The organism is Caulobacter rhizosphaerae (assembly GCF_010977555.1).
Classification (GTDB): domain Bacteria; phylum Pseudomonadota; class Alphaproteobacteria; order Caulobacterales; family Caulobacteraceae; genus Caulobacter; species Caulobacter rhizosphaerae.
Window position 1 is genome coordinate 2,387,971 of sequence record NZ_CP048815.1, and the last position, 14,648, is coordinate 2,402,618.

Sequence of the window (14,648 nt, forward strand, 5' to 3'; positions counted from 1 at the left end):
GCTCTAGCGCATTGTCCGACGACGGACCGGTGTCCCGCGGAAAAGGTTCTAGGAGGACGCCCCGCTTCGGGTCCGGTCCAGTCGGGCCATGGCGTAGAAGATCAGGATGCTGGTCACCACCAGCACGCCGGCCAGGGCCAGCATGGGCGCCAGATCGCTGCCCGTCGCGTCGCGCACCAGCGGCACCAGGTTCTGGGCGATGAAGCCGCCCAGATTGCCGATCGCGTTGATCGCCGCGATGCCCGCCGCCGCGCGGGGACCGCTGAGAAAGCTCGGCGGCAGGCTCCAGAACACGGGCTGGGCCGAGAAGATGGCTGGAGCGGCGACGCAGAGCATGGCGAACTTCAGCGCCGCGCCCGGCAGGATCACGCTCAGGGTCAGGGCGACCGCCGCCACCAGGGTCGGTCCGGCGATGTGCCAGGCGCTGGCGCCATGGCGCGCGGCGTGACGCGGGACGAGCCACAGGGCGACGGCGACCAGCAGCCAAGGGATCACATTCACCAGGCCGTTGACGGTGTTGGACACCCCGAACGACTTGACGATGGTGGGCAGCCAGTAGCTGAGGCCATAGGCTCCGAGCGGCATGCCGATATAGAGTCCCGCCAGCAGCAGGACGCGCGGATCGAACATCGCCTTCCAGGCGCCGCGATGGTCATCGACCGCGCCGCCGCGCTCATGGTCCAGCACGCCGGCCAACCACGCCTTTCCAGCCTCAGGCAACCACTTGGCCTGGGTCGGTCCGTCGGGGAGTTTCCACAGGACGTAGGGCGTCAGCAGGACGGCCGGGACGCCGGTGGCCAGGAACACCCACTGCCAGCCCGCCAGGCCCAACACCTGGTCCAGGTCTAGCAGCAGCCCGCCGACGGCCGATCCCACGGCGTTGGCGACCGCGCTGGCGATCATGAACAGGCCCACCATCCGCGCGCGGTGCGCCTGGGGATACCAGAGGGTCAGCACGTAGAGCACGCCAGGGAAGAACCCGGCCTCGGTGACGCCCAGCAGGAAACGCAGGCCGTAGAACATCGCCGCGTTCTGGGTGAAGCCCAGGGCCAGGGTCACCAGCCCCCAGGTGAACATGATCCGGGCGAACCAGACCCGCGCGCCCACCCGGGCCAGGATCAGGTTCGACGGCGCCTCGAACAGGAAGTAGCCGATGAAGAACAGCGACGCGCCCAGCCCGTAGGCGGCCTCGCTGAGCCCCAGGGCCTTCACCATCTCCAGCTTGGCGTAGGAGACGTTCTGCCGGTCGATGTAGGCGATCAGGTACATCAGGCAGAACAGCGGCATCAGCCGCGCGGTGATCCGGCTGACCGTCGCCTTCTCCATTTGGGCCTCGGCGGGTTCAGACATGAGGACGGGCTCCGTGGGTTCCGGCGTCGGGCGGGGTGTCGATCGGGCGCGGCGGCGCGGTGGATTCCCGCTGGATCAGCGCGTGGTCCAGCACATGGTCCGCCGCCGCTCCCCCGGCTGGCGCGGATGAGCGCAGGGCGCGGATCAGTCGGTCCAGCGCCACCGCCGCCATCTGCCGCACCGGCTGGCGCACGGTGGTCAGCGGCGGCCAGAGCGTGGTGGCCACCGTCGCGTCGTCGAAACCCACCACCGTCAGGTCGCGCGGCACGTCGAGGTGTCGACGGTGCGCCACCGACACCGCTGCGGCGGCCATGTCGTCGTTGCTGGCGAAGATCGCCGTGGGCGCCGGGGCGCGATCCAGCAGCCGCTCGGCGGCCCGCAGGCCCGAGTCGTAGGTGAAGGCGCCTTGGGCCAGGAGGAGTTCGGCGCCCGGAACGGCGGCGATAGCGGCGCGCGCCCCCTCCAGGCGCTCGGCGCTGGCGGTCTGGTCGGGATTGCCGGCGATGAAGCCGATCCGCCGGTGGCCCAGGTCCAGAAGGTGCCGGGTCATCGTCCAGCTGGCTTGCCGGTCGTCGATGCGGACATTGATCGCGTCGGCCGCCGGACGTCCGGCGGCGACCACCGCGACGGGCAAGCCGGCGGTCCGGAGGACGCCCAGGACGGCGGCGGATTCGCCCAGGGGCGGGGCCAGCACCACGCCCTGGACGCCGGCCGCCAGCAACCTCTCCAGGTCCGCTTCCGCCGGGGGATGGCCGTTTTCGCCGCGGGCCAGGATCAGACGCGCCCCGGCGTTGGTGGCCTCTTCGAACACCCCCACCAGGAAGTCGCTCATGAAGGCCGCGCTGGGATTGGAATAGACCACCCCGATCCGCAACTCGCCGGCCATGACCAGGTTTCGGGCCGCCAGGTTGGGCGCATAGCTGAGCTCCCGGATCGCGGCCTGCACGGCCTCGCGCGTCGTCTCCCGGACGCTGGCCCCGTCGTTGATGACGCGAGACACGGTCATGCGGGAGACGCCGGCCCGTTGCGCGACGTCGACGATGGTGGCCCCCCGCGGGCGGTCTGGCTTGCTCAATGGATACCCTTCCCGACGTCCGCCGACGACGCCACCCGCTGCCCGGACCGTTGCACGCGCGTTTCCGGCGCGAGGCCATAGGGGCGGGGCGAACCCGGCATGGCAAGCTGTGGGCGATCCGGGGCGAAAATTCCGCCCGAACGGGAGGAGGGGGTCACCACGGTCGCCGCCCGCGCGCATCTCGACGGACGGATATGCGCTATTGAGCTTCCGCCCGCGTCCCAAAGCTCATCATGCGCGCCGCGATCGCCGCCTGGGTGCGGTTGTGCACGTTGAGTTTGCGCATTACGGCCGTCATGTGCGCCTTGACCGTGGCCTCGGCGATCCCGAGGTCGAAGGCGATCTGCTTGTTGAGCCGCCCGGAATTGACCCCTTCCAGGACCTTCAGCTGGGTCGGTGTGAGTTCGCAAAAGCCGACGTTCAGATCCCCGTCGGCGTCCCGTCGTTTCATCTCGGTCATGGTCATCCCCTGCGTTTTCCTCCTCCGACCAGCCGTCTTGTCACGGTCGGGCTTCCGCCTTGGTCGGTGCGCCGGTCTTTGCCGGCAGGCGGTCGTGTTCGGCGAACCTAGCGATATTAGTTGGACAGATTCAAGCGTGCTGGTCAATGTTAGCGTGCACAAATCTGATTTTTGGGTCGAAACAAAAAATCTGTCATACAGATTTGTCTCGGAGCGACTGCCCCGGGGCGGAGGGAAAGCGCAGAAAAATGAGCAATTTGCGTGCGTCGGGGACGGCCGCCGGGGCTTCGCGCTCCTGCCGTCGGCAGGTGACCCAGGTGGGCCGTCTCGATCCTCGGCGCGGCGCCGGTGCTGGCCGGCGGGCGTTTTTTGTGAAACTTGAAAGCGTGACCGCACCACGGCGGCCGCGTGGGAGATCCATTGGATGAGCCAAGGCCGCCTAGCCGACCGGGCCTATACCGCCATCGTCGAGATGATCAACACCGACGGCCTGGCGGTCGGCGATCGCCTGCCGTCCGAGGCGCGCCTGGCCGAGACGCTGGGCATGTCGCGCACCATCGTGCGTGAAGCCCTGGTGCGGCTGGCCGCCGACAGCATTACCGAGGCCCGGCGCGGGGCCGGATCCTTCGTCAAGAACCGGCCGTCCGACAAGCTGGGCGCCTACATGCCGCTTTCCGAGCTGCCCTCCACGCTGGGCAGCTACGAGGTGCGGTTCGTGCTCGAGGCCGAGGCGGCGCGGCTGGCGGCGGCGCGGCGCTCGGCCGAGGAGATGGTCGGGATCGAGGAGGCGCTGTCGAAGCTACGGGAGGCCCTGCTGTCGAATGCGCCGGCCCACGCCGAAGACATGGAACTGCATCGCCGCATCGTGCAGGCCACCGCCAACCCGGCCTTCCTGGTCACGTTCGAGGCGCTGCAGCCCGATGTCGACCGGATCATGCGGGCAGGGGTCGACATCTCCCGCTCGCGGCCGCCGGAAGCGATCGCCGAGATGATGCGCGAGCACGAGATGATCGTCGAGGCGATCCGCGCCCAGGATGGAGACAGCGCCGCCCTGGCGATGCGCTGGCACCTCTCGCGCGGGCGAAAGCGGCTAATGCCCTGAGGCGCGGATCGCGTCGCCGGCCAGATGGGCGTCGCTGTCCAGCCAGGCCTGGGCTTGGTCGCACAGCCGCCCGGGCGGCGCGGCGGCGTCCAGCATGAAGATCGCCTCGTCGGGTCCTGGGCGTTCGAGGGCCGCCAGCTGGCTGTCCAGCAGGCTGGCGGGCATGTAGTGGCCGGAGCGCTGGGTAAGCCGTCGCAGGAGTTCGTCCTGGCCGGCGTCCAGCAGCACGAAGCGGGTGGGAGCTCCGATGGCGGCGCGCAGGCGTTCGCGATAGCCGCGCTTGAGCGCCGAGCAGGCCGCCACGACCCGTCCGCCGGACGCGACCACTTCACCGGCGGCCAGGCCCAGGCGATCGAGCCAGGGCCATCGGTCGGCGTCGTCGAGGGGCTGGCCCGCGCTCATCTTGGCCACGGCCTGGGCGTCGTGGAAGTCGTCGCCTTCCAGGAACGGGCAGTCCAGCCTGCGGGCCAGCAAGGCGCCCAGCGTCGACTTACCACTCCCGCTCACGCCCATGGCGATGACGGCGAAGGGGGCGAGGCGGGGTGGCGGCTGCAAGCGGATCCCTTGATGTCCGGCCAACGGCGATTGATCGACGGGCCGATCCCAGGTTGAGATCGGTTTCTACCGGGCGGGCGACGGGACGTAACTACGACCATGGTCGAGGATGGCCGGCCTGGGCGGTTTCCTTATCCATAAGGGATTGCGACGAGGAGAGCGGCATGAGAGCGGTCCTTTTGGCGGCGTTTCTGGCCATTTCGACGCCGGCCGTGGCCTCGACCGGCTCGGTTCTGCTCACCGCGCCGGTCGATCCGCGCGCGATCACCGTCAAGGCCGTGGGCGACGGTCGCGCGGACGACACCCAAGCCGTCCAGCAAGCCATCGACGCTGCGCGCGACAAGACCGGCCACGGCCTGGTCTTCCTGCCGTCGGGCCGCTATCGCCTGACCTGCAGCATCCTGATCCCGCCGGGGGTACGGATCTTCGGGGTCGGCGCGACCCGGCCGGTGTTCGTGCTGGCGCCCAACACGCCGGGCTTCCAGAAGGGCGTGGGAACGATGATCGTTTTCACGGGCGGCGACCAGTACCAGGTCGGCGACATCCCCGTGCCCGTCCCGACGGTGGTCCCCGCGACCGCCAAGGTGCGCGACGCCAATTCGGGAACCTTCTACTCGGCCATCGCCAACGTTGACGTCGAGATCGGCGAGGGCAATCCCGCCGCCGCGGCGGTCCGTTTCCGCATGGCTCAGCACGCCTTCCTCAGCCACATGGACTTCCGCCTGGGCTCGGCGTTCGCCGGGGTCTACCAGGCCGGCAACATCATGGAGGACGTTCACTTCCATGGCGGCCGCTACGGCATCGTCACCGAGAAGACCTCGCCGGCCTGGCAGTTCACCCTGATCGACTCCACCTTCGACGGCCAGCGCGACGCGGCGATCCGCGAGCACGAGGTCGACCTGACCCTCGTCAATGTGGCCATCAAGAACACGCCGGTCGGCATCGAGATCGACCGCGGCTATAGCGACAGCCTGTGGGGCAAGAACGTCCGTTTCGAGAATGTTTCCAAGGCCGGGGTGGTCATCTCCGCCGAGGACAACGTCTTCACCCAGGTTGGCTTCGAGAACGCCGTGGCCGCCAACACCCCGGTGTTCGCCCGCTTCCGCGACAGCGGCAAGACCGTGGCCGGCAAGGGCCGCGCCTACAAGGTGGCCTCGTTCACCTACGGCCTGACGCTGCCGGGCCTGGGCCAGATGGGCGAGTACAAGACCAACGTCGACATGACCGCGCTGGCGGCCCTGCCGGCGGCTGCCAAGCCGGCCCTGCGCGCCCTGCCGCCGGTCGCCGACTGGACCAATGTCAGGACGCTGGGCGTGAAGGGCGACGGCCAGGCCGACGACACCGCCGCCCTGCAGAAGGCGATCGACACCCACCGCGTGCTCTACCTGCCGACAGGCTTCTACAAGGTCACCGACACCCTGAGGCTTCGGCCCGACACCGTGCTGATCGGCCTGCATCCGGCCGTGACCCAGCTGGTGATCCCCGACGACAATCCGCGCCACGCGGGCGTCGGACCGGTCGCGCCCGTGCTGGAGACGCCGAAGGGCGGAGACAACGTCCTGTTCGGGCTGGGGATCTTCACCGGGCGCGTCAACCCGAGGGCCTCGGCGCTGCTGTGGCGGTCGGGCGCGGACTCCCAGGTGACCGACGTCAAGATCATGGGCGGCGGCGGCACGCCCACCATGGACGGCAAGTCGCTCGGCGCGGCCCAGGCGCGCAGCGGCGACCCGGTGGCCGACGGCCGCTGGGACGCCCAGTATCCCAGCATCTGGGTGACTGACGGTGGCGGCGGCACGTTCGCCAACGTCTGGAGCCCCAACACCTTCGCCTCGGCGGGGTTCTACATCTCCGACACCAGCACGCCCGGCCATATCTACGAGGTGTCGGTCGAGCACCACGTCCGCAACGAGTTCGTGCTCGACAACGTCCAGAACTGGGAGTTCCTGGCGCCGCAAACCGAACAGGAAGTCGGCGACGGGCCCGACGCCGTCTCGCTGGAGGTGCGCAACTCGCGCAACATCCTGTTCGCCAACTATCACGGCTACCGGGTGACGCGGTCGTACCACCCCGCCGAGACGGCGGTGAAGCTGTTTAATTCGTCGGACATCCGGTTCCGCAACGTTCACATCAACGCCGAGAGCGGGGTGGCGCTTTGCGACAAGATCGGCTGCGGCACCTATCTGCGGGCCAGCAAGTTCCCGTTCGAGAACGCGATCCAGGATAAGACCCGCAAGCTGGAAGTGCGCGAGCGCGAGTTCGCGGTGCTCGACATCACCGGCAAGGCCTCGCCGGCTCCCGCCGGCGAAGGGAAGGTCCAGAAGCTGGAGAGCGGGTTCTGGTCGATTTCCGGTGCGGCCGTCGGGGCGGACGGGGCGCTCTATTTCGTCGAGAAGCGTTTCCAGCGGATCTATCGCTGGACCCTGGCCAAGGGTCTGGAGGTGGTGCGCGACCATTCGCTGGACCCGACCAACCTGGCCGTGGACCGCTCGGGAAACCTCCTGGTGGTGTCGTCGTACGGACCTCAGGCTTCGGTCTATTCGATCGATCCCGACGGTCCCAAGGACCAGATGACGCTCATCGCGCCCACGCCGTCGGCCTCACGGCCCGACGCCAAGACCCTGCTGCCGGTCAACTGGTGGAACAACGGCGAGTTCAGGGACCAGTATGATCCGGCCACCGGCCAGTTCACCACCCTGGCCGAGATGTTCGCCCGCGACGTCGGCGCGGCCAAGACCCAGCACTACGTGTCGCCCGACGGCAGCCTGTTGCTGCCCGCCTTCCGGGTGTGGCAGCAGGGACCGCCCGACCATGTCGGCTGGCGCTGGGCCGACAGCCTGCAGGCCCACGGCCTGATCAGCGGGGCGGTCGGCGAGCGGGTCTTCGTCACCAACGAATCCGAGGGCAAGACCTATAGCGGCCAGGTCGGGCCCGGCGGGACGCTGACCGACCTGAAGGTCTTCGCCAATCGCGGCGGCGAGAGCGTCGCGGTCGACCGCCGGGGACGGGTGTTCGTGGCCAACGGTCAGATCTTCCAGTACGAACCGGACGGCCGGCTGGCGGGTCGGATCGACGTGCCGGAGCGGCCGCTGCAACTGATCTTCGGCGGCGAGGGCGGCAAGACCCTGTTTGTCCTCACCCATCATTCGCTCTACGCCGTGACGCCCTGACCGAGACCCCGAGTACGAAAGACGGCTCATGAAAAGCTGGCTCACCGCGCCCTGCGCGGCCCTGATCGCCCTGTTCGTGGCGGCGAGCGGACCGGCGGCGGCTTCGGTCTCGATCTTCGCGACGGCGCCCGATGATCCGGCCGCCGTCGTGGTCCGGGCCAAGGGCGACGGCCGCGCCGACGACAGCGCCGCTCTCCAGGACGCGATCGACGCGGCCGCGGCCAAGCCGGGCGGCGGTCTCGTCTTCCTGCCTTCGGGCCGTTACCGCATCAGCAGGACGCTCTTCCTCTGGCCGGGGGTGAGGATGTTCGGGGTCGGCGCCGCCCGTCCGCGGATCCTGCTGGGCGACGGGACGCCCGGCTTCCAGAAGGGCGTGGCCAACATGGTGATCTTCGCCGGAGCCAAGCCCGATCCGGCGCGTCGCGTGCCGTTCCCGCCGCCGGGCAGCGTGCCGTTCAACAAGGACGTCGCCGACGCCAATTCCGGCACCTTCTATTCGGCGATGAGCAACATCGACTTCGAGATCGGCAAGGGCAATCCGGCGGCGACCGCGATCCGCTTCCACGCTGCCCAGCACGCCTATCTCAGCCATATGGACTTCGACATCGGCTCGGGCCTGGCGGGCCTGTACCAGGTCGGCAACATGGCGCAGGACCTGCACTTCAGGGGCGGGCGCTACGGCGTCCTGGCCGAGAAGACCTCACCGGCCTGGGGGTTCGTGCTGCTGGACTCGACCTTCGAGGGCCAGCGTGACGCGGCGATCCGCGAGCACGAGGCGGGCCTGACCCTGGTCAATGTGGCCATGCGGAACACACCGGTCGGGATCGATATCGATCGCGGCTATGGCGACTGGCTATGGGGCAAGGACGTCCGCTTCGAGGACGTCTCGAAGGCCGCCGTCGTCATTTCCAACGAGAACAACGTCTACACCCAGGTCGGTTTCGAGAACGCGGTCGCCGCCAACACCCCGGTGTTCGCCCGCTTCCGCGACAGCGGCAGGACCGAGCCGGGCAGGGGGCGCGCCTATCGCGTCGCGGCGTTCAACTACGGCCTGACTCTGCCGGGCCTCGGGCGGATGGGCGAGTACAGGACTACCATGCAGGCCGAGGCCATTCCGGCCCTGCCGGCGCGGCGCGCCCCGGCGATCCGGGCTTTGCCGGTCATGTCCGATTGGGTGAACGTGCGATCCTTGGGGGCCAAGGGCGACAACGCCGCCGACGACACGGCCATCCTCCAGAAGGCGATCGACACCCACCGGGTGGTCTATTTCCCGACCGGCTTCTACCGGGTCACTGACACGCTGAAGCTCCGACCGGACACCGTGCTGATCGGCCTGCACCCCAGTCTCACCCAGATCGTGCTGCCCGATGGAACGCCCGGCTATCAGGGCGTCGGCGCGCCCAAGGCGCTGGTCGCCTCGGCCGCCGGGGGCGACAACATCGTCTCGGGCCTGGGCCTCAACACCGGGGGGATCAATCCGCGGGCCACGGCCCTGCTGTGGACGGCGGGCGCCAACTCGCTGGTCGAGGACGTCAAGTTCCAGGGCGGCCACGGCACGAACCTGTACGATGGCGCGCGGTTCAATCCCTACAACGCCAACGCCACGGCCGACGCCGATCCGGCCAAGCGCTGGGCGGGCCAGTACCCCAGCCTGTGGGTCACCAACGGCGGCGGCGGGACCTTCTCCAACCTCTGGAGTCCTAGCACCTACGCCTATTCCGGCATCTACGTGTCCGATACCGATACGCCCGGCCACGTCTACCAGGCCTCGGTCGAGCATCACATGCGCACGGAGATCAGCCTTAATCGGGTCGCCAACTGGGAGTTCCTGGCGCCGCAGACCGAGGAGGAGGCGGGGGAGGGCGAGGACACCGTGTCGCTGGAGATCCGCGATTCCCACGACATCCTGCTGGCCAACTATCATGCCTATCGCGTCACCCGGACGCGCAAGCCGGCGGCGGCTGCGGTCAAGGTCTATAACTCGCGGGACATCCGCTTCCGCAACGTGGCGGTGAACGGCGAAAGCGGCTTTTCGACCTGCGACGAGAACGGCTGCGCGACCTTCCTGCGACTGACCAAGTATCCGTACGAGAACGCGATCCAGGACGTCACCAGCGGGCTGGAGGCGCGCGAGCGCCAGTTCGCCGTCCTCGACCTGGTCGCCGCCCCAACGCCCGTCGCGCCCTCGACCTTCCCCGCCGGCGCCCGGGTCGAAAGGCTTGCGGACGGCTTCTATTCCCTGGGCGGCGGCGCCGTGGACGCGGCCGGGACGCTGTACTTCACTGACCGCCGCCACCAGCGCATCTACAGCTGGTCCGACGCGCGCAAGCTGTCGATCGTGCGCGACAACACGCTGGACCCGGTCAACCTGGCCGTCGACGGCTCAGGGAACCTGCTGGTGCTGTCGTCGGACGGCCGCGACGGCACGGTCTACAGCTTCAAGCCGGGCGCTCCCGACACCGAGGTCACGGTGATCGCGGCGACGGCGGCCGCCGACCATCCGGCCGCGACTACGGTGCTGCCGGTCAACTGGTGGAACAATGGCGAGTTCAAGGACCAGCTCGACCCGCGGACCTACCAGTTCACCACCCTGGCCGAGATGTTCGCCCGCGACATGGCGCTGCCCAAGCCCAAGGCGTACGTGTCGCCGGATGGCAGCCTGGCCTTGCCCGCCTATCGCGTGTTCCAGCAGGGACCGCCCGATTTCCGGGGATTGCGCTTCTCGGATGCGCTGGACACCTACGGCTTCACCACGGCCAAACCGGGCCAGCGGGTGTTCGTCACCAACAGCTCGGAGAACAAGACCTACAGCGGGCTGGTCGGCGCGCAGGGGACAGTCACGGACCTGAAGGCCTTCGCGGACCGCGGCGGCGAAAGCGTCGCGACAGATGGGGAAGGGCGCGTCTATGTCGCCAACGGACAGGTGTTCGTCTACGCCCCGGACGGGCGCGAACTGGGGCGCGTGGACATTCCCGAGCGACCGCTACAACTGGTTTTCGGCGGCCCCGACCGGCGGACTCTGTTCGTCCTCACCCATCACGCGCTGTACGCGGTTCGGCGCGACTAAGCTCGACGACGGGGCCCCGACGCGCCCCTCGCCCGGCGGCCGATCACCCGACGTACGACCATGGTCGTAATGGTTCACGCCTCTTTTGTCTGACAGTTTTCCCGCAGGCCATCGTCGATGGACTCAACGAAAAACGGGAGGCAGCAGGATGCGTGGTGTCGGACCATCCTTTTTGAACGCTTTGTTCGCGACCAGCGCAGTCGCGGTGTTACTGTCGGCGGGGGCCGCCAGCGCGCAGACCGAGCCGGCCCCCGCGCCGGCCGACCCGGCCTCCGCCACCGCCCTGTCCGAGATCGTGGTCACCGGTACGCGCATCCGGTCTACCGGCTTCACCGCGCCGACGCCGACCCAGGTCCTGGGCCAGGCGGACCTGGAACGTGCAGCCCAGCCGAACATTTTCACGGCCATCACCCAGTTGCCGTCGCTGCAGGGTTCGACTGGCGCGACCACGGGCACGTTCAGCACCTCCAGCGGCCAGCAGGGGCTTTCCTCGTTTTCGCTGCGCGGCCTGGGCACCATCCGCACCCTGACCCTGCTGGACGGCCAACGGGTCGTGCCGGCCAACGTCACGGGCGTGCCGGACATCAGCCTGTTCCCGCAGTTGCTGGTCGAGCGGGTGGACGTGGTGACCGGCGGCGCCTCGGCCTCCTACGGCTCCGACGCGGTCGGCGGCGTGGTCAACTTCATCACCAACAAGAAGTTCGAGGGCTTCAAGGCCAACGTCCTGACCGGCGTCACGACCTATGGCGACAACCACCAGTGGCTGGCCCAGGTCGCCGCCGGCAAGAACTTCATGGATGACCGTCTGCACGTGCAGGTCAGCGGCGAATACGACTGGGAAGAGGGCGTCCCGGCGGGCGGCTTCGGCGAGGACGCGCCCGGCAGCCGCGACTGGTACACCACCGCGACCCTGGTCAACCGCGGGGTGACCAACGACGGCTCGCCGCAGTACCTCTATCGCGAGCACGCACAAGCCTATCAGTACACCAAGTACGGCCTGATCAGTAACGGCCCGCTACAGGGCACGGCCTTCGACCTCAGCGGCAATCCGTTCCAGTTCCAGTACGGTGGTGGCGGCGTGCCCGCCAAGAACGCCGCCGGCACGGTCAGCGGCTGCTACTCGAACGGCGGCTTCTGCGTCGGCGGCGATCTGTCGGGCAATGTCGGCGTCGGCACGTCGCTGCAATCGCGGCTGAAGCGCATGAACGCCTACACCCGCGTGGGCTTCGATCTCGACGCCAACAACGAGATCTACGCCACGTTCAACGCCGCCCGGGTGGAGAGCAGCAACCAGCCCAATCCGGGTGCGGCCACGACCAATCTGACGATGTCGTGCTCGAATCCGTATCTGCCGGCGTCGGTCGTCGCGGCCTGCGCAGCCAACGGCATTACGACCTTCAACTTCGGCACCAGCAACGCCCAGCTGCCGCGCAACATCTCGGTTCACCCGACCCGAACCCAGTATCGCGGCGTGATCGGCGCCGACGGCAAGTTCAACGCCCTGGGCAAGGAATGGCGCTACGACGCCTATTACGAGCACGGCGAGAACACGACGAACATCCACGTTCGCGACATCCTGCTGATGCCGCGTTATCGGGCGGCCATCCAGGCGACGACCGTGAACGGCCAGATCGTCTGCGCCGATCCCGTGGCGCGCGCCAACGGCTGCGTGCCGATCAACATCTTCGGCGGTCAGCGCCCCAGCGACGCCGCCCTGGCCTACATCACGCCCACGAACGGCCCGTACCAGCACTCTGTCCAGAAGCAGGACGTCGCCAGCATCAACTTCAGCGGCGAGCCCTTCTCGCTGTGGGCCGGCCCCGTGTCCCTGGCGTTCGGCGGCGAGTGGCGCAAGGAGCAGTACCACGTCCAAGGCGACCCCTACGGCGACGGCAATACGGACTCTCCGAACACCGCCGACTATCCGGCCGACCCGGTTCTCACGCCGTCCGGCGCCAACTGGTTCGCGGGCAACTATCACTCCGGCGCCGGCGAGTACTCGGTGAAGGAAGCCTATGCGGAAGTGAACATTCCGCTCGTCAACTCCGAAGTCGCCGGCAAGGCCAACCTCAACATGGCCGGCCGCTGGACCGACTACAGCACCTCGGGCACCGTCTACACCTGGAAGGTCGGCGGCACTTGGGACACCCCGGTCGACGGCGTCCGTCTCCGGGCGGTGACCTCGCGTGACGTGCGGGCGCCGAACCTGTCGGAACTGTTCGCCGCACCGGTCACGACCACTCTGCCGAACTTCACCAATCCGTTCACCGGCGGCGCGCTGACGCTTCTCCAGAACGTGGTGGGCAACCCGGACCTGAAGCCCGAAATCGCCAAGAACACCACCGTCGGCGTCGTACTCTCGAACCCGCGTTGGCTGCCGGGCTTCAGTGTGTCGGTCGACTGGTACAACATCGTCCTGAACGGCGGAATCTCCAGCCTGGGCGCCCAGCAGATCGTCAATTTCTGCTTCTCGGGCCTGCAGCAGTTCTGCGGCGCCTTCAACTTCGCGCCGGCGCAGGGCTCGCCCTATGTGAACGCCCAGACCTTCAACCTGGCCTCGATCAAGACCAGCGGCTTCGACATCGAGAGCAGCTACCGTTTCGAGGTGCCCAGCGTGCCCGGTCGCTTCACCGTCCGGGGCCTGGCGACGAACACGCACAAGTTCGTCACCAACCCCGGCATCCCTGGGGCCGTCGCCGTCGACTCGGCCGGCCAGAATTCCGGCGCCACGCCAGACTGGAAGTTCCTGGCCATCCAGTCCTGGGACACCGACCGCTTCGCCCTCAGCGTACAGGAGCGCTGGTTCAGCGACGGCACCTTCGGCGGCACCACGACCCAGTACGTCGAATGCCAGGCCGGCAGCTGCCCGGTCTCGACCGCCAGCCGACCGACCATCGACTACAACCACATGAAGGGCGCGACCTATGTCGACGTCAGCGGTTCGTACAAGTTCGGCAAGGGGCTGCAGGCCTATTTCAAGGTGGACAACCTGCTGAACCGCGACCCGACGCCGTCGCCGCAGACCAACACCGGCCTGGACGCCAATCCGGCGCTCTACGACCTGCTCGGCCGCTTCTATCACGTCGGCCTGCGCTACAGCTTCTAACTCAGTCGCCCACCACCTCCCCCTGGGCGGCCGCCCGGGTCGGCACGGCTCCCCCGCCGGTCCGACCCGGGCGTTTTCTCGTGAGGGGTATCGGGCCTGAACGCCCCGGCGCCGCGGCCGATCAGTCGGCGCGCGACCGGGGAACCACGCTGATCTTGCCGCCGGCTTCCAGCGTGGCCAGTTTGACGGTCTCGATCTGGTCGACCTGTTCCATCCGTAGCCCCTCTGCCAGATCGGTCCGGCCAATGCTGTGGCGGCGCATGGCGGCCTCGTCCGCCACGCCGTCGCGCACCAGGGTCACCGGCGCCCCTTTCATCAGTCGCGCCAGCAGACTCCAACGCAGCGTCGCCATGGCCAGCAGGCGATGCAGGACGACGACGACCAGGGTCGCGGCCAGGCCAGGAAAGAACGGCGCCTTGCCGGTCATGGCGCGGCTGATGTTCGAGCCGATGATCAGCGCCACGATGATGTCCAGCGGCGTGATGCTGGAAAAGGTCCGGCGACCGGCGATGCGGATGCAGATCACGCCGAACAGGAACAGGATCACCGCCCGCACGCACAGCTGGGCGACCGTGGCGTCGCCGTTGTCCGGACCGATCAGGAGGCGGAAGGTTTCCATCCACTCCGAACGCCCGCGGGCCGGTTGTGGTTCGGCCCTGGCGCGCCTCGGTACCAGCACGCTGAACGCCTTGATGAAACCTTCCGGTCGCAAGGCGGACTGAAGGCGAGGGCGAACCTTTCGAACGGCGCCGGAGTTAGGAGGTCT

At 68.3% G+C, this 14,648-nt stretch carries 9 protein-coding genes; 4 read left to right on the plus strand and 5 right to left on the minus strand.

Annotated features, from left to right (window positions below; genetic code table 11):
- Nucleotides 1–48: 48 nt before the first annotated feature.
- From G3M57_RS11065 to G3M57_RS11075, 3 genes are all read right to left on the minus strand, one after another.
- A complete protein-coding gene (locus G3M57_RS11065; RefSeq protein ID WP_056751962.1) occupies nucleotides 49–1,350 on the minus strand; it encodes an MFS transporter in 1,302 nt (433 codons plus the stop codon).
- On the minus strand, nucleotides 1,343–2,425 hold the full coding sequence (locus tag G3M57_RS11070; RefSeq protein ID WP_163230524.1) for a LacI family DNA-binding transcriptional regulator: 1,083 nt from the start codon (nucleotides 2,423–2,425) through the stop codon (nucleotides 1,343–1,345). Before G3M57_RS11070 ends, G3M57_RS11065 begins: the two co-directional genes overlap by 8 nt.
- A gap of 199 nt (nucleotides 2,426–2,624) precedes the next feature.
- Complete coding sequence (locus tag G3M57_RS11075; RefSeq protein ID WP_156402100.1) at nucleotides 2,625–2,891, minus strand: helix-turn-helix domain-containing protein; 267 nt, start codon at nucleotides 2,889–2,891, stop codon at nucleotides 2,625–2,627.
- A 418-nt stretch (nucleotides 2,892–3,309) separates the two neighbouring features.
- Between G3M57_RS11075 and G3M57_RS11080 the strand changes: the two genes are divergently transcribed.
- The gene (locus G3M57_RS11080) at nucleotides 3,310–3,987 is read left to right on the plus strand and encodes a FadR/GntR family transcriptional regulator (protein ID WP_056751969.1); all 678 of its coding nucleotides are present in this window, start codon (nucleotides 3,310–3,312) and stop codon (nucleotides 3,985–3,987) included.
- Here the strand turns inward: G3M57_RS11080 and G3M57_RS11085 are convergent.
- Nucleotides 3,976–4,542 carry a gluconokinase gene (locus tag G3M57_RS11085; RefSeq protein WP_056751971.1) on the minus strand — a complete coding sequence of 189 codons (567 nt, stop codon included), beginning with the start codon at nucleotides 4,540–4,542 and terminating at the stop codon, nucleotides 3,976–3,978. The two genes, G3M57_RS11080 and G3M57_RS11085, sit on opposite strands and share 12 nt — an antisense overlap.
- Nucleotides 4,543–4,706: 164 nt before the next feature.
- Between G3M57_RS11085 and G3M57_RS11090 the strand changes: the two genes are divergently transcribed.
- From G3M57_RS11090 to G3M57_RS11100, 3 genes are all read left to right on the plus strand, one after another.
- Nucleotides 4,707–7,709, plus strand: coding sequence for a glycosyl hydrolase family 28-related protein (locus tag G3M57_RS11090; protein ID WP_163230526.1), 3,003 nt, complete (start codon nucleotides 4,707–4,709; stop codon nucleotides 7,707–7,709).
- A 28-nt stretch (nucleotides 7,710–7,737) separates the two neighbouring features.
- On the plus strand, nucleotides 7,738–10,776 hold the full coding sequence (locus tag G3M57_RS11095; protein WP_163230527.1) for a glycosyl hydrolase family 28-related protein: 3,039 nt from the start codon (nucleotides 7,738–7,740) through the stop codon (nucleotides 10,774–10,776).
- Nucleotides 10,777–10,924: 148 nt separating this feature from the next.
- Entirely contained in the window at nucleotides 10,925–13,882 is a 2,958-nt protein-coding gene (locus G3M57_RS11100) for a TonB-dependent receptor plug domain-containing protein (RefSeq protein ID WP_163230529.1), read from the plus strand.
- 121 nt (nucleotides 13,883–14,003) lie between these two features.
- On the opposite strand, the gene G3M57_RS11105 is transcribed toward G3M57_RS11100, so the two are convergent.
- Complete coding sequence (locus G3M57_RS11105; RefSeq protein WP_056751981.1) at nucleotides 14,004–14,501, minus strand: DUF421 domain-containing protein; 498 nt, start codon at nucleotides 14,499–14,501, stop codon at nucleotides 14,004–14,006.
- Between the last annotated feature and the right edge of the window lie 147 nt (nucleotides 14,502–14,648).

Bases quoted from the DNA above. Each gene is read 5' to 3' on its own strand.
- G3M57_RS11090 (WP_163230526.1), top strand. From the start codon at position 4,707: ATGAGAGCGGTCCTTTTGGCGGCGTTTCTGGCCATTTCGACGCCGGCC.
- G3M57_RS11100 (WP_163230529.1), top strand. From the start codon at position 10,925: ATGCGTGGTGTCGGACCATCCTTTTTGAACGCTTTGTTCGCGACCAGC.
- G3M57_RS11080 (WP_056751969.1), top strand. From the start codon at position 3,310: ATGAGCCAAGGCCGCCTAGCCGACCGGGCCTATACCGCCATCGTCGAG.
- G3M57_RS11075 (WP_156402100.1), bottom strand. From the start codon at position 2,891: ATGACCATGACCGAGATGAAACGACGGGACGCCGACGGGGATCTGAAC.
- G3M57_RS11095 (WP_163230527.1), top strand. From the start codon at position 7,738: ATGAAAAGCTGGCTCACCGCGCCCTGCGCGGCCCTGATCGCCCTGTTC.
- G3M57_RS11065 (WP_056751962.1), bottom strand. From the start codon at position 1,350: ATGTCTGAACCCGCCGAGGCCCAAATGGAGAAGGCGACGGTCAGCCGG.
- G3M57_RS11105 (WP_056751981.1), bottom strand. From the start codon at position 14,501: ATGGAAACCTTCCGCCTCCTGATCGGTCCGGACAACGGCGACGCCACG.